Source organism: Allobosea robiniae (genome assembly GCF_900102525.1).
GTDB classification, from domain to species: domain Bacteria; phylum Pseudomonadota; class Alphaproteobacteria; order Rhizobiales; family Beijerinckiaceae; genus Allobosea; species Allobosea robiniae.
This window is the reverse complement of the sequence record NZ_FNBZ01000003.1, coordinates 598,944-615,181: the sequence shown is the minus strand read 5'-3', so window position 1 is coordinate 615,181 and position 16,238 is coordinate 598,944. Positions and strand designations below refer to the sequence as shown.

The following is a 16,238-nucleotide window of genomic DNA, read 5'->3' as shown; positions in this document are numbered from 1 at the left end:
CGATCGAGCGGATCGCGTCGGCAACGGATTGCCCCTGCGAGACCAGCACATCGACCTGGCGTAGCTTCGCGACGATCTCTTCGGGCTTATGGCGCTTCTTCGGCATCTCGATCCTCCTGTCTGCCAAAAGACATACTTCAGGGTGGACCAATTCAAGGGGGGTGGATCACTATGGACTGCTGCCTGATATTCCTCGTGGCTGCCAATGCGCATGATAGCCTCCTGATGAGCTGAATGCTCAGTCATTCCGGTCAGGGTTTTGGCCTTGGTGCCTGTAGATCTGTCGGGCTTTTCGGGGCGTCTCTGGGATCCACCTGGCCTGACTGCAATTCGCGCTGCGTTTGCAGGTGGTTCAGATTGAAGCCGACGAATATCGCTACGATGATGAATGCGATAATCGCCACGACGCGTATGCCGACTTTCTTGGCGACCTTCGACGGGGGTGAATTCTCGATCGGCATCGCCTCACTCCGATCCAGTCCCGCTCGGGACATCGTCTTTGGTTTTCCGCTCACTGCGGCCGGAGGCGGCTGTGACGGCCAGCGACTGCTCGTACAGCTCCACCGCTGCGTTGATCGCGCTCAGTTCACGCTCCTCGTCGCCGCCCTTCGCAGAGCCCGCGAGGTGGATCGCTCGGTCAAGAGCCTCGTTCAGTTGATCTTCGTTGCGGATCACGATGCGTGCCATGCAGGCTCAACCGCGGTTCAATCCGATCGTTCCTTTGCGCGCGAGAAAGCCGCTTGATTTGGCGCGCTGAGGTGCGATGGCCACTAAACAAAAAAGCGATGCAAGCCTCTGAACCAGATTGCCTTGAGCAAGCACGGCTCCCTTTCAGTTCCTGCTGGAACGGTGGAAATCAAAGTCCAGGCATCGGGTGAAGATGTACGTTTGCGCTGGGGCGAGTTCGGCGGCCCCATGGTCGACGGCGAGCCTCGAAGGCGAGGCTTTGGCAGCCTTCTTGTCGATCGAGCGGTCAAATCACAGTTGGGCGCACGCATGCACTTCGCCTGGCTTCCCTCCGGCTTGGTCGTCGAGATCGAGATGACCAAATCAAGGCTCAAGGCCTAAAGGTCGGAACAAACAAGAGCTGCATGGCTTGCTCCCTCAAAGGAGTCAGCCATGCCAAAGCAGCGTGAAAATCCGGCGATTTTGGAAGACGAGCGTGAGCCCGCCAATCAAGGAGAAAGCCCTCTCGCCGCCGATCCTATCCAGACCGGGCGCCGAGTAAGCGGCAGGACAAACGTCCATGATGAAGGGAGTGACGCCAACAATACTCCCGATGGCCTGACGGAGTCGGAAGAGGCCGTACGGCGGGCAGCCGAAGATTTACCACCCGGGCAGAGGCCCGAGGGCTCTACGGAGTCGATACCTGTGTTCGACAGAGCGGGCCTGCCGCCGAAGGTCTGAAGGGCGAGACTCCCTCGACGACCCGGTTGGCAAACCAGCAAGGCGTACGTCCGGGAGATGGAGCAAGTCTCATGATGATCGAGAACGAGGACCAATATCAGGAGGCCGTCGCGCGATTGAAGTCGATCGCCGAACTTCCCGACGAGGAGCGGGACGAAAGCGCCTTCCTCGATCTTTCCGCCGCGATGGTGGCATACGAGACGAGCGTGGCCGCTCCTGCCGAGGGATAGGAGGGACAGGTGTTTTCATTCCTCTCACCGAGCCGCGCCAGCGAAGCTGACCCTAAGCGCGCAATCGTTCGATGCGTCGACGACTATGAGAGAGCAGCCCAGCGTGTGGCTGAACTCGGCACCCCGGCAGCGGGCACCCCTGAGGAGATCGAGATCATCAGCCTCATCGAAGCTATCGAGAAGTGGGAAGCCCGGCATGACGACGATGAGGCTTGGGTGTAAGCCCAACGCTCCCACTTGGGACAATGCCGGCAAACTGCGGCATGCTTCGTTCCAGGGACTCGGGAAGATGCGGACGCGGCCTTGGTATTCCGGGTTTCATAGTGCATCCCTCCTTGGACGACCGCCGCTACAGGATTTCGGACGATGGGCACCGTCACCGTTGAACTTCGCAACGTCGCGGGGACGGAGGCTGCGCTGGGCTGGGCCGGCAACCACACCGTCATCATAGATCGGCCTGAGGGAAAAGCCGGCGGCATGGGTCTCGGCTTCAACGGTGCGCAGATGCTGGCGCTCGCCCTCGGGGGGTGCTTCTGCAATGACCTGCGATATGTGGCTCAGGATTTGGGCGTCAGCATTCGCAGTCTGACAGTTTCGGTAACGGTGCGCCTAGAGGGTGAGCCCCTGCTTACGACTAATGCGACAATGTCAGTCGCCTGCGAGCTAATTGACGGAACCGATCCCCGCCTGCTCATCGAAAAGGCGAAGGAAAGCTGCATGGTCAGCAACTCGCTCCGCAAAGGCATTCCCGTTTTGATCGAAGCCGCATAGGCCGATTTTTTCAGCGGGCGCTACCGAGCCGCAAGGAGGCCGGATGGATCAAGCTCCCTCTGGTGGCCGAGGTCGTGTTTCGAGTCTGGACCGAGGACGGCAAGCTGCTGCACGCGCCCTTCAAAGGGCTGCGCGAGGAGGCCGACGCCGACGCTATCCACGAATTGCTGTAGGTGCGACAATCTGTCCATATCGCCGCAGGATCGTCCAGTGGCGTTCATGGGCAGGCGCGAGAAAAGTTGGCCTTTCTGATGGCCTCGAATGGAAATCATCAAAGAGTACCGCTTTTATTTCAGATACTTATGACGAATTTCAAGGTCCCTCTCCCGCTACCATCTCCTCCCCCAAGCTTGGCGGGTGGGGAAATGATCGCCGCCGATCATCTTCGTCAGGTGGCCTTCGATCAAAATCTCTGGAGCTGTTCCGGCCTCGGCCGGATGAACCGTCACTGTCGCGATCAGGTCGCGCAGGGCGGTTTTTGATTCCGCTGCGAACGCCGCGTTGGCGCGGACTGTTTCGGCGAGCGTCTCGATCGCCGCCAGGTAATGCTTCACCACGGCCGGGAGCACGACGGTTGCTGCCTTCCGGGAGACGAGCCAGCACAAGCTCGACGTCGTCGCGCTCCCTGCCCTGCTCCTTCATTCGGGCATCGATAGCACCGCCGACATCCGGCTCTCGTCATCGCGGATGTGACGGCCTGCGCCCCGGCGGTGAGGAAGCGCAGACTCCATCACCAATTGATCCGTCCTGCCGCGAGAGCTTCAGGAACCTATCCGCAGCGCCAGCCGTTTCGCCCTCACTTTCGCTCATCAGCAGGAGGGGCTCATGGACAGCATCATCTACCTCGTCGGTCTCGTGGTGGTCATCATGGCCATCCTGTCATTCCTCGGTCTTCGATAGGAATTCTCCCATGTCCATGTCTGGAACGGACGTCGTCGTCGCCCCCGTGACCGTCAACAAGGAGAGCCACTCCTATGTGCAGTGGGGGCCGATCATCGGCGGCGCGGTGATCGCGACCGCCATCTCGACCATCATGACGGTCTTCGGCTCGGCGATCGGCCTGTCGATGGTCTCCGCCGATTTCGAGAAGAGCTCCAGCGCCACGGCGCTGGCGGTTGCAGGCGCTCTGTGGGCGCTCTGGGTCATGGCTTCGGCGACCATGGCCGGCGGCTACCTCGCGGGGCGGATGCGCCAGCCGAGCTTCGATGCCAATGGCGAGGAACGCAAGGTGCGGGATGCCACCCATGGCCTGCTCGTCTGGGCGACCGGCGCGCTGCTGATCACCGTCGTCGCGACCTCGTCGCTGTTCGGTGCGGCGAAGACGGCGGCCAGCGGCGTCGCCAGCGCCAGCTCCGGCGCGGCATCACTGGTCTCGCAGAATATCGACCCGCTCGCGATGGCGCTCGACAATGTCATGCGCGCGAATGGTCAGCAGCCGCCGACCGCAGAGGAGCGCGACGAAGCCTCCAGGATCTTCATCAACGCGCTGAAGAACGGCAAGATCGAGCAAGGTGACCGGGACTATCTTGCTTCGCGGCTCGCCGCGCGTTCCGGCATCAGCGAGCAGGATGCGCAGAAGCGCATCGACGATGCCTATGCCCGGATCTCGCAGGCCAAGGAAACCGCCAAGCAGGCAGCGGAGCGTGCGCGCAAGATTGCTGTTCTGACCGCCTTCCTGACGGCGGCTGCGCTGCTGGTCGGTGCGGCGGCGGCGGCCTGGGCGGCCATGCTCGGCGGCGAGCATCGCGACGAGAACCTGCGGAGCGATCCGGCGCTCTGATCGGTCGAGGTTGCGTAGCCCGGCTCCGCCCGGAGCCGGGCATTTTTGCTGTTCTTCGAAACGATCGGGGCGCGCGAGCGTTGCTCCAGCAGCACTTTCAGAAAGGGCATGCGATGATCGACCGTCACCACGAGCGAAATGGCAGCACCAACGGCCCGACCGAGCCGAACCAGCGGCCGCCCGAAAAGCGCGAAAACGCTGCTGACGATGCGATGAAGGGTCCGAAGATCATTGCCGAGGGCAATCAGAAGCAGCGCGCGCAGGACCGGCACACGCCTCCCGCCGGCCCCCATGCGCAGGAGTCGCAGACGAACACGGAGGCGACGCCGGGTTCCGGCGCTCTCCCGTCGACCAAGCCTGCTCGTCTTATCGAGCCTGGCTCCGGCTGATCTTCATTCACCTCCCTCCGCGGGTTCGCATCGGATGGTGTTTCGTGGAAAAGCTGAAGATCTATCGCACCAAGCGCGATTTCAAGAAGACCAGGGAGCCGAGCGATTCGATCGCAGTGGCTCCTTCAAACCGCCTTCGCTTCGTCATCCAGAAGCATGACGCGACGCGTCTCCACTATGATCTCCGGCTGGAACTCGACGGTGTCTTCAAGTCCTGGGCGGTGACACGCGGCCCCTCGCTCGATCCCGCTGATAAGCGCCTCGCGGTCGAGGTCGAGGACCATCCGCTTGCCTATGGCGATTTCGAGGGGACGATCCCGAAAGGCCAATATGGCGGCGGCACGGTGCAGCTTTGGGATCGCGGCTATTGGGAGCCCGAAGGCAAGCTCAGCCCGCAGCGCCAGCTCGAGAAGGGCGACCTCAAGTTCACGCTCGACGGCAAGCGGCTGCAAGGCAGCTTCGTGCTGGTGCGGATGAAGCACGACCGTGACGGCGGCAAGCGCACCAACTGGCTGCTGATCAAGCACCGCGACGACCATGCTGTCGATTCCGATGGCGATGCGATCCTGAAGGGCGACGCTTCCGTGGCCTCGGGCCGGACGATGAAGGCCATCGCGGCCGGACGCGGGCGCTCGCCCAAGCCCTTCCTCCTGGCCGAGCAGGCGGTCGACGCAGATGCGGTCTGGGACAGCAAGCACGGCTTGGCGGCCGAGAAGCGCGCAGGCAAGCCGGTGCGCAACAAGGCCGAGGCCGCCCGCCCGAAAGCGCGCAAGGCGGCGGCAGCCGATGTGCCCAGCTTCGTCCCACCGCAGCTCTGTCGGAGCGTGGAGCGGCCGCCGGCAGGCAGGGGCTGGGTCCACGAGATCAAGTTCGACGGCTACCGCATCCAGGCGCGCGCCGCCGCAGGGAAAGTCACGCTGAAGACACGCAAGGGGCTCGACTGGACCAGGAGGTTCGGTGCCGTCGCCAAGGCGTTCAAGAAGCTGCCAGACTGCATCATCGATGGCGAGGTCGTTGCGCTCGACGACCATGGTGCGCCGGATTTCGCTGCGCTTCAGGCCGCCCTGTCAGAGGAGAAGACCGAGAACCTCGTCTTCTTCGCCTTCGACCTGCTCTTTCTCGAAGGCGAGGATTGGCGCAAGCTGCCAGTCCTTGCCCGCAAGGAAAGACTGGCTGCGCTGATACGGGACGCGGCCGACGGCGTCACGCTCCGTTATGTCGAACATTTCGAGACCGGCGGCGACGCGGTTCTGAAATCCGCCTGCCGCCTGTCGCTCGAGGGTATCGTCTCCAAGCAAGGCGATGCGCCCTACATCTCCGGCCGCAGTGACACATGGACGAAGGCGAAATGCCGCGCCGGCCACGAGGTCGTCATCGGCGGCTGGGCGACCACAGCGGGTAAGTTCCGTTCGCTTCTCGTCGGCGTCCATCGCGGTCCGCATTTCATCTATATCGGCCGGGTCGGCACCGGCTATGGCGCCGCCAAGGTCGAAAAGCTGCTGCCGCGCCTCAAGGAGCATGAGGCCGAGACCTCGCCTTTCACCGGCAAAGGCGCCCCGCGTCGAGCGGCCGGCGTCCATTGGGTCGAGCCCGCCCTTGTCGCCGAGATCGAGTTCGCAGGCTGGACCGGCGACGGCATGGTCCGCCAGGCCGCCTTCAAGGGCTTGCGCGAGGACAAGCCCGCGGCGGAGGTCGAGACCGAGCTGCCCGCGCCAGCAGCAAAGACCACCCCGCCGAATCCCGCGTCAGCGCGCGGCGGCCGGGTCGATGTGCTCGGCGTGCCCCTGTCCAACCCCGACAAGCCGCTTTGGCCCGATGCCGAGGACGGCGAGCCCGCCACGAAGCTCGATCTCGCCCGCTACTTCGAAACCGTCGGGGCCTGGCTGCTGCCGCATATCCAGGGTCGGCCCTGCTCGCTGCTCAGGGCGCCCGACGGGATCGAGGGCGAAATCTTCTTCCAGCGCCATGCCGGTTTGGGAACGTCGAGCCTGTTCGAGCTGGTGAAGATTTCCGGCGACAGGAAACCCTATCTCCAGATCGACCGGATCCAGGCCCTGATCGCGACCGCCCAGATCGGCGGGATCGAACTGCATCCCTGGAACTGCCGGCCCGGCGAGCCCGAGGTTCCCGGGCGACTGGTCTTCGATCTCGATCCGGGACCGGGCGTTTCCTTCGATGCGGTGATCGCTGCGGCCAAAACGATGAAGGAGCGGCTCGATGCGCTCGGCCTCGTCAGCTTCTGCAAGACCACCGGCGGCAAAGGTCTCCATGTCGTGACGCCGCTGGCGAAGCCCGGCCGCAGCGCCCCGGACTGGCCGGCAGCCAAGGACTTCGCCCGCCGTGTCTGTGGGCAGATCGCAGCGGACGAGCCCGAGCGCTATGTCGTGAACATGGCCAAGCGCCTGCGCGAGGGGCGCATCTTCCTCGACTATCTCCGCAACGACCGGATGGCGACGGCGGTTGCGCCATTATCGCCGCGCGCGAGACCGGGAGCACATGTCTCGATGCCGCTGACCTGGCCGCAGGTGAAGGTCGGGCTCGACCCAGCCCGGTTCACGATCCGCGCCATTCCGAAGCTGCTGGCCGCGAGCAAGGCCTGGGCGGACTATGACGAAGCCGAGCGGCCTCTCGCGGAGGCGATCAGGAAGCTCGGCCGTTCCTGACCTGCGCGCGACAGCATCGGAACGGATAGGCAGCCGATGCGTTTCGCGTCCGATCGGAGAGGCTTCCATGGCGCAACGGACATTCTGGAAAGGCTATCTCAAGCTCTCGCTCGTGACCTGCCCGGTGGCGATGATGCCGGCACGCTCCGAGAGCGAGAAAGTCCGTTTTCACACGCTGAACCGCAAGACGGGACATCGCATCCAGAGCCGCTTCGTCGATGCGGTCACCGGCAAGCCAGTCAGCGATGACGACGAGGTCAAGGGCTATCCCAAAGGCGACGACGACTACGTCATGCTGGATGACGACGAGCTCGACGCCGTGGCGCTGGACAGCACGCGCACCATCGATATCGAACTCTTCGCGCCGCGCTCCTCCGTCGGCTGGATCTGGTACGATACGCCGCATTACCTCGTGCCGGACGGCAAGATCGGCGACGAAGCCTTTTCCGTAATCCGCGAGGCGATGAAATCGACCAGGACGGTCGGCATATCCCGCGTCGTGCTCTACCGGCGCGAACGGGCTGTGCTGCTGGAGCCGCGCGACAGGGGCATCGTGCTGTGGACGCTGCGTTATGGCGACGAGGTCCGTGACGAGGGGGACTATTTCACCGACATCGGGAAAGCCAAGCCGGAGCCCGATATGCGCGCGCTCATGGAGAAGCTGATCGTCTCGCGCACGAAGGACTGGTCGCCGGAGCTCGTGCAGGATCCGGTTCAGGAGGAATTGCTGGATATCATCAAGGCCAAGCAGAAGGGCCGCAAACCGGCCCGAAAAGCCGCACCGGCCGCCAGCGAAGGCAATGTCATCAGTATCATGGACGCGCTCAAGCGCAGCCTCGAACCGCGGAAGTGATCAGCCCGCCTTGCGCCGCGGCTCGGCCTTGGCCGACGGCTTGTCGGCCGATTTGCCGCTTTTGCCAGGCTTGGCGCTCTGCCTGAGAGCGTCGAGCAGATTGACGACCTTGGCGGGCTCGCTCCGCTTCATCGGCTTGATCTTGCGGCCTTCGATCTTCGCCTTGACCAGTTCGGCCAGTGCAGTCTCGTAGCGATCCTCGAAGGCCTTGGGGTCGAAGCGGCCGGCCTTGGTCCGAATGATGTGCTCGGCGAGCTCCAGCATCTCGCCCTCGATCTTCAGCTTCGGGATGTCGTCGAAGGCGCTCTCCACGGGACGCACCTCATAGTCGAAATTGAGGGTCGTCGCGATCATCCCGGCATCGTGCGGCCGGATCAGGATCGAGCGCATCCGCCGGAAGATCACGGTGCGCGCCAGGGCGGCAGCCTCCCGGCTCGCCATGACCTCGCGGATCAGAGCGAAGGCCTCGGTCGCGACGGGCGTGCTCGGCGTCACATAATAAGGCCGGTCGAAGAACAGGTCGTCGATCTCGTCGCAAGGCAGGAAGGTCGCGACGTCGAGTGTCTTGTCGCTTTCGGGAATAGCCTCGGCGATCTCCTCCGGCTCCAGCATGATGTAGTCGCCATCGCCGCGATCATATCCCTTGACCTGGTCTTCCTTCTCGACCGGCTTGCCCGTGACAGCGTCGATGAACTGGCGATGGACGCGATGGCCGGTCTTGCGGTTCAGCGTGTGGAAGGAGATGCGCTCGCTGGTCGACGCGGCGGTGTAGAGCGCCACCGGGCACGTGACTTCTGCGACCTTGAGGATGCCCTTCCAGATTGCTCGCGGCGCCATGAATGTTCCCTGGGGATTGCGCGCATGCGGGACGTTCGAGATCAACGGCTATCGCGCGTCCCGGTTCCGTGGCGAGGAGGCGGCGACGACGAGTACGACCGTGACCATCAGGCAGCTCACCACAATCAGGGCCGTCGACAGCGAGACGGCCGTCATGACTGCGCTGGCGATGATGATGCCGATGGCATTCGCCGTCCGCAGCAGAGCGAAGACCTCGGGCCGCTTCCTGGGAGGCGCGAGGGAATCGAGGACAAGCGAATAATAGGTGCCGAGCGGGGCCAGGACCCCGCCGATCAGCACCGCGCCAAGGACCGTGACCGTCATCGATATCTGCAATGCGGCGAGGATGGCACCGGCCGTCATGATCATCAGCTGGATCAGGACGGCGCGGCGGCTCCCCATGCGGTTGCGGACGCTGACCCAGACGCCGCCGAGCACCGAGGCGATACAGAGCGGGACGGTGAAAAGGATCGCCAGGGCGGGCGCGTAGCCGAAATGCAGCGCGAGCGCGACCGCGCCGATCTCCAGCGCCGCCACGGTCGAGCTGCCCGCCGCCGCGCAGATCAGCCAGAGCAGGATCGCCGGGCTGATGATCGAGGCATCGGCCTGATGCATCTCCTCCGTCGCGATCGACCCGACGGTTGGAACGAGCAGGGCCGGAATCGCGCCGAGGGCGGCGATGACCAGAACGGCGAACACGGGCGACAGGGTGCCCAGCCCGGAAGCCGCCACGGGAGCCAGGACGAACGTCACCTCGTTGAGCGTGGCCGCGATGCCGAGCGCTCTCGGCAGCTTCGCCGGTGGTGCGAGCTGGTTGAGAACGGTCCGCAGATATCCGAAGGCCGCGCCGTTCACGGCCCCCGCGAGCGCCGAGAACGCCACCAGCCAGATGAAGGGTGCCGCGTAATGCGCCAGCAGGGCGACGGCGACGAGGGCGGCCGTACGGAAGATCACCAGCAGGCGCAGGAAGGTCGTCGGCGGCAGGCCCCGCCCCGCCCGGGTGATCGGGATGGCGCCGGCGACCTGGGCCAGCGTCATCGCCAGGATCATCCCCGCCCCCCGCTGGTGTCGCCCGTAAGAGCAAGGGCGACCAGCGCGAAGGCGACAGGGCCGGCCGCCTGGGGAACGGTCAGCGTCGCGGAGGAGATGAACCACCGAACCAGCGGCGCGGCGCTCGATATTCTGGTCATGGAACGCGTCATGGGCCGGCCCCGGAGAAGAGGGCCGGGCCGTTCCCGGACATTCAAATCCCGTCACGGGATCGAGGACGTTACCTCGGGAGCCTGATTAGCAATCCATGCAACACTGTCAATCCGCCGCTCACACCGAGGGCCGAGATCGCCGCAGGATGCCGGCCAGCGCGGCGACATGGGTCTGCACGGTTGCCGGGGCGACGCGCGCTATGCCGAAAACCAGGCCCGGCCTCACTCGCCCCAGATGGAAGCGCGCCATCGGCTGCATCGCAAAGCCATTCGCCTTCAAGCTTTCGGCAACGGCCCGGTCGTCGACATGCGGATCGCGGAACCATGTCGCCAATTGAAGCCCGCCGGCTCCGGCGGCGATCTGCAAGGCATCCCCGCAATGCTGCTCGAGCGCTGCGACGCTCGCGGCCATGCGTGCGGCGTAGAGGGCCTTCATCTTGCGGATATAGCCGCGCAGGCGACCGTCCCGCATGAAATCGGCCAGGGCCGCCTGGATGTGGATCGGCACGACGGCGCCTTGCAGTTGCAGGGCGACTGAGAACGCCTCCAGCAACCGCACCGGGACGATCGCATAGGCGACGCGTACCCCCGGCGCGAAGATCTTGGAGAAGGTGCCGAGATAGGCGACGAGGCCGTTGCGATCGATGCCCTGCAGCGCCGCGATCGGCCGCGAGCCGTACTGGAACTCGCTATCGTAATCATCCTCGATCACGACCGCACCATGCGCCTGCGCGGCGTCCAGCAAGGCGAGCCGCCGTTGCAGGCTCATCGTCACACCCGTCGGGTATTGATGCGAGGGCGTCACGTAGATCAGGCGCGGCGGCGGCCCGGCAGCCTTCGCGACGTCGATACCGGCCTCGTCGCAAGGCACGGGAACGATCCTGGCCCCGCCCTCGCGCAGGAGTGCCTGTGCCGTGGGATAACCCGGCTCCTCCATCCAGGCCACGCCGCCGGTCGGATCGCCCGGCCGCATCAGCACACGGATCAGCAGGTTGATGGCGGCCCGGGTCGAGGGCACGATCATGACCTGCTCCGGCCGGGCAAGAACACCTCGCGTCTTGGCGACATGCTCGAGGATCGCTTCCCGCAGCTCCGGAAGGCCGTCCGCCTCGCCATATCCGAGATCGTGAATGCGCAGGGAGCGAGCGCGCGCACCGAGATAGCGCGCCCAGCCTGCATGCGGGAAATCCGCGAGGTCGGGCACGCCGGGTTCGAAAAGCCTGGAGGGCGCAGGCTGACGAACCGGCTCGGAAACACCCGCGGCCGGCTTGAGCAGGAGCGGGGGCGGCCCCGCCCCGATCGCGGCGACGCGCGTGGCCGAGCCTGCCTGCGCCAGGAGGTAGCCGTCGGCCTTCAGGCGCTCATAGGCCTGGACCACGGTCGAGCGGGCGACGCCGAGCGCCACGGCCAGATCGCGCGAGGACGGCAGACGATCCCCGGCCGGCAGCGTCCCGTCGAGGATGCGATCCCGAAACCCGCGATAGAGCTGCCCTTCGAGATCGCCGGCCGCCCTGTCCAGCGGCCGCCAGGCGAAGGCCTTTGCCGGCATCGTCACATCGCAAAGTGGTTTGGTCAGATTGAAAGAAGTGGCAGTATACATCACACCACAAAATCCGCCAGTGATGCGCTGCTGCGGCCTCGGCGGCAGAGGCAACCACGCATGAAATCAGGGCATCGCCATGGATCTGTCGGATTGGAAGGGCGTTCCCCGCCCCGAGAGGATTGTGCTGGAAGGGCGCTATGCCCGGCTCGAGCCGCTCGATCCCGCCAGACACGGGAACGACCTGCTCGCCTCAGCCCGCGAACCCGGAGCGGATGATCGCTTCCGTTACCTGTTCGAGGATGCGCCCGCCGACATGGCTGCTCTCAGCCCCTGGCTCGAAAAGGCCTCGGCCTCGGCCGATCCGCTCTTCTTCGCGGTCGTCGACAAGAACTCCGGGCGGGCGGAGGGCCGGCAGGCGCTGATGCGGATCGATGCCGTGCACGGCGTCATCGAGATCGGCAATATCCTGTGGGGTCCCGCGATCGCCCGCAGCCGCGTCGCGACGGAGGCGCTCTATCTCTTCGCGCGCTACGCCTTCGATACGCTGGGCTATCGCCGGTTCGAATGGAAGTGCAACGACCACAACGCGCCATCGAAGCGCGCGGCGCAGCGCTTCGGCTTCACGCCGGAGGGCGTCTTCCGGCAGCATATGGTGCAGAAGGGCCAAAATCGCGACACCGCGTGGTTTGCGATGGTCGACGCCGACTGGCCGCGCCTCCGGGCAGGCTACGAAGCCTGGCTTGCCCCCGAAAACTTCGACTCAGACGGTCAGCAGCGTGCCAGGCTCTCCTTCGGTTGAGCCCGCGTTGCGGCTATCTGCCTATTCGTCCCATCTGATCACGGCGCGCCCGCTGGTGAGATCCATCACCAGCCGGGTCACGCCATCGATTTCGGCCTTTGGAGCCGATACCGCCAGGACCGCGCCGGTATCCGTGAAAGCCTGATCCCGCAACTGCACGCCCGGCACGGCGCCGAGCCGCGCCTGGACCAGGGTCAGATCGCCGAAGCCGCATGTGACCGTTGCAGGGACGGTCTCGATGAGCGCCACCTTCGCCGCCTCGCGCAGGCATTGGGCAGCCGTCCCGCCATAGGCGCGCATCAACCCGCCGCTGCCCAGCAGGACGCCGCCGAACCAGCGCGTGACGACGACGGCGACGCCGTCGAGCCCTTGCCCGTCTATGGCGGCGAGGATCGGCTTGCCTGCGGTACCGCTCGGCTCTCCGTCATCGTTGAACCGGTAGCTCTGCCCGAACCGCCACGCCCAGCAATTGTGACTGGCCGCCGGGTCCGATCGTGCGGCGATGAAGTCCCTGGCCGCCGCCTCGTCCGCAACCGGGCCGGCCACCGCGATGAAGCGGCTTTTCTTGATCTCCTGCCGGGCAGTGCTGAGTTCGACGAGGGTGAAGCGCGCGACCATGCGCCCGTGTAGCACGGTGCAAGCCGGGCGAACCACGACCCGCCCGTCATGGCTGCAAGCGCCGTGCGGCGTAGACCCCATGCCGGCGAACCGGCAACGGCGCCCCGGTGGCAAACATGAAGAGAAATTCACTTTCTCTCTCGCGTCGTTAGCTCTAGAAGCGGCTCTGTCGCGCCGTGTTCCGCGTTCTTTCGAATCGAGGCTGGAGAAGAGCGGAATGGTGCCGGACTACAGGCGTGATCTTGCGGGACACGCGGTCGGACATTCGCTTTTCCGTCTTTCTTCCGCGGCAGCCATCGCTCTTTGCCTCGGTGCCTGCCTGCCGGCCGACCAGCGTCCCGATCTCGGCGTCACCGTTACGCGCAACTATGCCGCCGGCGAGCGGCGCGCATCGCCTGCCGTCTCGCCGGACTGGCCGCGCCTGTTCCGCTCGCGCGAACTCGACCGGCTGATCGAGCGGACGGCCGGCACGAATTTCGACATCGCCATTGCCATGACGCGGATTCGTCAGGCCGACGCGCAGTCGCGGGTCTCGGCGGCGGCGCTCTACCCGACGCTGAGCGGTTCGAGCGATGCTTCGCGCAGCCTGCGGCCTGGCACGCTGGGCTCGAAGCGCGGACCGTTCAGCGACAGCGTCGGCAACCAGTTCAGCCTCGGTCTCTCGGCGAGCTACGAGCTCGACTTCTGGGGCAAGAACCGCGCGAGCGCCGATGCCGGACGTTTCGCGGCCGAGGCGACGCGCTTCGACCGTGATGTGGTGGCGCTGACCGCCATCTCCAGCGTGACCACGACCTATTTCCAGGTTCTGGAGGCGCAGGACCGCCTGCGCATCGCCCGCGAGAACATCGCGGTCGCCGAGCGGACGCTCAAGGTCATCCAGGCGAGGCTCTCGGTGGGCACCGCGACCCAGCTCGACATCGCGCAGCAGGAAAGCGTCGTGGCGCAGCAGAAGGCCTCCGTGCCGGCCCTCGAACTCGCGCAGCGCCAGGCCAAGGTCACGCTCGCCGTCCTTGTCGGCGAGACGCCGGCCGCCATCACGATCAAGGGCGGCAGCCTGAATGCGATCGCCGTGCCGAGCGTGCGCGCCGGCCTGCCCTCGCAATTGCTGCAGCGCCGGCCCGACATCGCCGAGGCCGAAGCCAGGCTGACCTCGCAGGAGGCGACGCTCTATGCCGCCCGCGCGGCGCTCTATCCAAGCATCAGCCTGACCGGCCAGGGCGGGCTCGAAAGCGCCTTGCTGAAGAACCTGCTGCGGCCCGATGCCGCTTTCGCCTCGGCAGCGGCCGGCCTCGTCCAGCCGATCCTCGACGGTGGCAACCTGCGCGCCAGGGTCGAACTCGAACGCGGTACGGCCGACGAATTGATCGCGACCTATCGCAAGGCCATCGTCAGCGCCTTTGCCGATGTCGAGAATGCGCTGATCGCGATCCAGGAAAACACCCGCCATGAACGCCTGCAGGCGGAGGTCGTCGCCTCTGCGCGGCGCGCCTATTCCATCACCGAGCAGCGGCTCCGCGAGGGCACTATCGACATCGTGACGCTCCTGAACACCCAGCAGACCCTGTTCCAGGCGCAGGATCAGCTCTCGCAGATCAAGCTGCGCAAACTCACTGCGTATATCGACCTGTTCAAGGCGCTGGGCGGCGGCTGGTCCGAGACTGATCGCCGCGCCGCCATCACAGCGACAGAGGCGGCGGAATGAAGCGTCTTCTCGTCCTTCTCGTGCTGATCGCCGCCGCCTGGGGCTGGCATAGCTATAATGACGGCTGGATGCCCCAGAGCGGAGACGGCGTCTCGACCGGCCAGCAAGGCGCCGGGCGCGGCGGCCGTCGCGCCCGCTTCGGCGGCGGCGAGGGGCCGATCCCGGTGATCGCGACCGCGGCGCGCCGCGGCGACGTGCCGGTCACGGCCGATGCCGTCGGCACGATCCAGGCGCTGAACACCGTGACGGTGCGCACGCAGGTCGACGGAAGGCTGCTCGAAATCGCCTTCAAGGACGGCCAGGACGTCAAGAAGGGCGATATCCTCGCCAAGGTCGATCCGGCGACCTACCAGGCGCAATACGACCAGGCCATGGCCAAGAAGGCGCAGGACGAGGCGCAGCTCGCCAATGCCCGCGCCGATCTCGAGCGCTATGCCAAGCTCGCCCAGACCGATTACGGCTCGCGCCAGCAGGCCGACACCCAGCGCGCCACGGTGGCACAGCTGGAAGCGCAGGTCCGCGCCGACCAGGGCGCGATCGACAACGCCAAGGCCATTCTGGACTACACCACGGTCCGCGCCCCGATCGACGGCCGGCTCGGCATCCGCCAGGTCGACCAGGGCAATATCGTGCGCGCCTCCGATACGAACGGCCTCGTGGTCATCACCCAGCTCAGGCCGATCGCCATGATCTTCAACCTGCCGCAGCAGCAGCTTCGCGCCGTCAGCGCAGCCGTGGCGCGCGGGCCAGTCGAGGTCGATGCGCTCGATTCCGACGGCACGACGATCATCGACAAGGGCGTCGTCGAGGTCATCGACAACGTCGTCGACCAGACCACCGGCACGATCAAGGTCAAGGCCCGCTTCCCGAACGAGCGGCTCCAGCTCTGGCCGGGCCAGTTCGTCAATGTCCGGGTCTTCGTCGACGTACTGAAGAATGTCGTGGTCGCCCCGACCGCCGCGATCCAGCGCGGGCCGAACGGTGCCTACGTCTTCGCCGTCGACGAGGACGAGACGGTGCGGCAGGTCGCGGTCACCGTCGGCCAGCAGACCGAGACGACCGCCGTGATCACCGCCGGCGTCGAGCCGCCGGTCAAGCTCGTCACCACCGGCTTCGCCCGCCTGACCGACAAGGCGAAGGTGCGCGTCTCAACGCCGGAGGAGGCAGCCCAGCCGCCGGCCACCGCGCCCGGCCGCCGCGGCACGCGCGAGCCCGGCCAGGGCCAGGGGCGGCGGCGCGACCAGCAGGGCGGCGGCGATGCCTCCGGAGCCGGCTCGGCCGCCCCGGCGCCGGAAGCACCCGCCGGAACCGACGGCACCCGCCAGAACCGGCAGCGGCGCAACGGTGCAGCCCCTTCGGAAGGCGCGCCGCCCGGCGGGCAGGGTTCCCCTGCCGGCGGATCGGGTGCACAAAGACCGCAAGCGCAGCCATGACGGGGCAGCCG

At 65.8% G+C, this 16,238-nt stretch carries 20 protein-coding genes; 12 read left to right on the top strand and 8 right to left on the bottom strand.

Annotated features, from left to right (window positions below):
• Positions 1-251: 251 nt before the first annotated feature.
• Together BLQ70_RS11840 and BLQ70_RS11835 are read right to left on the bottom strand one after the other, a co-directional pair.
• Positions 252-461: a hypothetical protein gene (locus BLQ70_RS11840; protein ID WP_091857103.1), complete on the bottom strand. Its 210-nt coding sequence runs from the start codon at positions 459-461 to the stop codon at positions 252-254.
• A 4-nt stretch (positions 462-465) separates the two neighbouring features.
• Complete coding sequence (locus BLQ70_RS11835) at positions 466-687, bottom strand: hypothetical protein (protein ID WP_091857102.1); 222 nt, start codon at positions 685-687, stop codon at positions 466-468.
• A gap of 123 nt (positions 688-810) precedes the next feature.
• Here BLQ70_RS11835 and BLQ70_RS11830 point away from each other — a divergent pair, with 123 nt between their 5' ends.
• The 5 genes from BLQ70_RS11830 to BLQ70_RS11820 all read left to right on the top strand — a co-directional run bounded on the left by BLQ70_RS11830 (position 811) and on the right by BLQ70_RS11820 (position 2,408).
• Entirely contained in the window at positions 811-1,068 is a 258-nt protein-coding gene (locus BLQ70_RS11830) for a hypothetical protein (RefSeq protein ID WP_139163525.1), read from the top strand.
• Between the two features lie 51 nt (positions 1,069-1,119).
• Positions 1,120-1,407 (top strand): hypothetical protein, encoded by a 288-nt coding sequence (locus BLQ70_RS25305; protein WP_139163524.1) that lies wholly within the window; start codon positions 1,120-1,122, stop codon positions 1,405-1,407.
• A gap of 74 nt (positions 1,408-1,481) precedes the next feature.
• A complete protein-coding gene (locus tag BLQ70_RS25620; protein WP_170843383.1) occupies positions 1,482-1,637 on the top strand; it encodes a hypothetical protein in 156 nt (51 codons plus the stop codon).
• A gap of 9 nt (positions 1,638-1,646) precedes the next feature.
• Positions 1,647-1,859: a hypothetical protein gene (locus BLQ70_RS11825; protein ID WP_091857100.1), complete on the top strand. Its 213-nt coding sequence runs from the start codon at positions 1,647-1,649 to the stop codon at positions 1,857-1,859.
• A gap of 144 nt (positions 1,860-2,003) precedes the next feature.
• Positions 2,004-2,408, top strand: coding sequence for an OsmC family protein (locus BLQ70_RS11820; protein WP_091857099.1), 405 nt, complete (start codon positions 2,004-2,006; stop codon positions 2,406-2,408).
• 329 nt (positions 2,409-2,737) lie between these two features.
• Here the strand turns inward: BLQ70_RS11820 and BLQ70_RS11815 are convergent, their stop codons facing one another.
• Positions 2,738-3,013 (bottom strand): hypothetical protein, encoded by a 276-nt coding sequence (locus tag BLQ70_RS11815; RefSeq protein ID WP_091857098.1) that lies wholly within the window; start codon positions 3,011-3,013, stop codon positions 2,738-2,740.
• A gap of 305 nt (positions 3,014-3,318) precedes the next feature.
• Between BLQ70_RS11815 and BLQ70_RS11810 the strand changes: the two genes are divergently transcribed.
• From BLQ70_RS11810 to ku (BLQ70_RS11795), 4 genes are all read left to right on the top strand, one after another.
• Entirely contained in the window at positions 3,319-4,188 is an 870-nt protein-coding gene (locus BLQ70_RS11810) for a hypothetical protein (RefSeq protein WP_091857097.1), read from the top strand.
• Positions 4,189-4,301: 113 nt separating this feature from the next.
• Positions 4,302-4,577 carry a hypothetical protein gene (locus tag BLQ70_RS11805; protein ID WP_091857096.1) on the top strand — a complete coding sequence of 92 codons (276 nt, stop codon included), beginning with the start codon at positions 4,302-4,304 and terminating at the stop codon, positions 4,575-4,577.
• 44 nt (positions 4,578-4,621) lie between these two features.
• Complete coding sequence (ligD, locus tag BLQ70_RS11800) at positions 4,622-7,240, top strand: DNA ligase D (protein WP_091857095.1); 2,619 nt, start codon at positions 4,622-4,624, stop codon at positions 7,238-7,240.
• Positions 7,241-7,307: 67 nt separating this feature from the next.
• Positions 7,308-8,093 carry a non-homologous end joining protein Ku gene (gene ku, locus BLQ70_RS11795; RefSeq protein ID WP_091857094.1) on the top strand — a complete coding sequence of 262 codons (786 nt, stop codon included), beginning with the start codon at positions 7,308-7,310 and terminating at the stop codon, positions 8,091-8,093.
• Here ku (BLQ70_RS11795) and ku (BLQ70_RS11790) read toward each other — a convergent pair whose 3' ends face one another.
• The 4 genes from ku (BLQ70_RS11790) to pdxR all read right to left on the bottom strand — a co-directional run bounded on the left by ku (BLQ70_RS11790) (position 8,094) and on the right by pdxR (position 11,732).
• Positions 8,094-8,930, bottom strand: a complete 837-nt coding sequence (ku, locus tag BLQ70_RS11790) for a non-homologous end joining protein Ku (RefSeq protein WP_091857156.1) — start codon at positions 8,928-8,930, stop codon at positions 8,094-8,096. It lies immediately after the preceding gene.
• A gap of 48 nt (positions 8,931-8,978) precedes the next feature.
• Entirely contained in the window at positions 8,979-9,968 is a 990-nt protein-coding gene (locus BLQ70_RS11785) for an MFS transporter (protein WP_210184279.1), read from the bottom strand.
• Positions 9,969-9,976: 8 nt separating this feature from the next.
• The gene (locus tag BLQ70_RS25805) at positions 9,977-10,120 is read right to left on the bottom strand and encodes a hypothetical protein (RefSeq protein ID WP_210184278.1); all 144 of its coding nucleotides are present in this window, start codon (positions 10,118-10,120) and stop codon (positions 9,977-9,979) included.
• 130 nt (positions 10,121-10,250) lie between these two features.
• Positions 10,251-11,732: a MocR-like pyridoxine biosynthesis transcription factor PdxR gene (pdxR, locus tag BLQ70_RS11780; RefSeq protein WP_244511989.1), complete on the bottom strand. Its 1,482-nt coding sequence runs from the start codon at positions 11,730-11,732 to the stop codon at positions 10,251-10,253.
• A gap of 79 nt (positions 11,733-11,811) precedes the next feature.
• Between pdxR and BLQ70_RS11775 the strand changes: the two genes are divergently transcribed.
• The gene (locus BLQ70_RS11775) at positions 11,812-12,474 is read left to right on the top strand and encodes a GNAT family N-acetyltransferase (protein ID WP_091857092.1); all 663 of its coding nucleotides are present in this window, start codon (positions 11,812-11,814) and stop codon (positions 12,472-12,474) included.
• A 21-nt stretch (positions 12,475-12,495) separates the two neighbouring features.
• On the opposite strand, the gene BLQ70_RS11770 is transcribed toward BLQ70_RS11775, so the two are convergent.
• Positions 12,496-13,092: an IMPACT family protein gene (locus tag BLQ70_RS11770; RefSeq protein ID WP_170843382.1), complete on the bottom strand. Its 597-nt coding sequence runs from the start codon at positions 13,090-13,092 to the stop codon at positions 12,496-12,498.
• Positions 13,093-13,309: 217 nt separating this feature from the next.
• On the opposite strand from BLQ70_RS11770, the gene BLQ70_RS11765 reads away from it, so the two are divergent.
• Together BLQ70_RS11765 and BLQ70_RS11760 are read left to right on the top strand one after the other, a co-directional pair.
• On the top strand, positions 13,310-14,794 hold the full coding sequence (locus tag BLQ70_RS11765) for an efflux transporter outer membrane subunit (RefSeq protein ID WP_091857090.1): 1,485 nt from the start codon (positions 13,310-13,312) through the stop codon (positions 14,792-14,794).
• Positions 14,791-16,227 (top strand): efflux RND transporter periplasmic adaptor subunit, encoded by a 1,437-nt coding sequence (locus BLQ70_RS11760; protein ID WP_091857089.1) that lies wholly within the window; start codon positions 14,791-14,793, stop codon positions 16,225-16,227. Before BLQ70_RS11765 ends, BLQ70_RS11760 begins: the two co-directional genes overlap by 4 nt.
• Positions 16,228-16,238 lie beyond the last annotated feature (11 nt).

Excerpts from the sequence above, each read along its gene's own strand:
- BLQ70_RS11840 (WP_091857103.1), bottom strand. The coding sequence starts at position 461 with ATGCCGATCGAGAATTCACCCCCGTCGAAGGTCGCCAAGAAAGTCGGC.
- BLQ70_RS11835 (WP_091857102.1), bottom strand. The coding sequence starts at position 687 with ATGGCACGCATCGTGATCCGCAACGAAGATCAACTGAACGAGGCTCTT.
- BLQ70_RS25305 (WP_139163524.1), top strand. The coding sequence starts at position 1,120 with ATGCCAAAGCAGCGTGAAAATCCGGCGATTTTGGAAGACGAGCGTGAG.
- BLQ70_RS25620 (WP_170843383.1), top strand. The coding sequence starts at position 1,482 with ATGATCGAGAACGAGGACCAATATCAGGAGGCCGTCGCGCGATTGAAG.
- BLQ70_RS11820 (WP_091857099.1), top strand. The coding sequence starts at position 2,004 with ATGGGCACCGTCACCGTTGAACTTCGCAACGTCGCGGGGACGGAGGCT.
- BLQ70_RS11810 (WP_091857097.1), top strand. The coding sequence starts at position 3,319 with ATGTCCATGTCTGGAACGGACGTCGTCGTCGCCCCCGTGACCGTCAAC.
- BLQ70_RS11805 (WP_091857096.1), top strand. The coding sequence starts at position 4,302 with ATGATCGACCGTCACCACGAGCGAAATGGCAGCACCAACGGCCCGACC.
- ku (WP_091857094.1), top strand. The coding sequence starts at position 7,308 with ATGGCGCAACGGACATTCTGGAAAGGCTATCTCAAGCTCTCGCTCGTG.
- ku (WP_091857156.1), bottom strand. The coding sequence starts at position 8,930 with ATGGCGCCGCGAGCAATCTGGAAGGGCATCCTCAAGGTCGCAGAAGTC.
- BLQ70_RS11785 (WP_210184279.1), bottom strand. The coding sequence starts at position 9,968 with ATGACGCTGGCCCAGGTCGCCGGCGCCATCCCGATCACCCGGGCGGGG.
- BLQ70_RS25805 (WP_210184278.1), bottom strand. The coding sequence starts at position 10,120 with ATGACCAGAATATCGAGCGCCGCGCCGCTGGTTCGGTGGTTCATCTCC.
- pdxR (WP_244511989.1), bottom strand. The coding sequence starts at position 11,732 with ATGTATACTGCCACTTCTTTCAATCTGACCAAACCACTTTGCGATGTG.
- BLQ70_RS11775 (WP_091857092.1), top strand. The coding sequence starts at position 11,812 with ATGGATCTGTCGGATTGGAAGGGCGTTCCCCGCCCCGAGAGGATTGTG.
- BLQ70_RS11770 (WP_170843382.1), bottom strand. The coding sequence starts at position 13,092 with ATGGTCGCGCGCTTCACCCTCGTCGAACTCAGCACTGCCCGGCAGGAG.
- BLQ70_RS11765 (WP_091857090.1), top strand. The coding sequence starts at position 13,310 with ATGGTGCCGGACTACAGGCGTGATCTTGCGGGACACGCGGTCGGACAT.
- BLQ70_RS11760 (WP_091857089.1), top strand. The coding sequence starts at position 14,791 with ATGAAGCGTCTTCTCGTCCTTCTCGTGCTGATCGCCGCCGCCTGGGGC.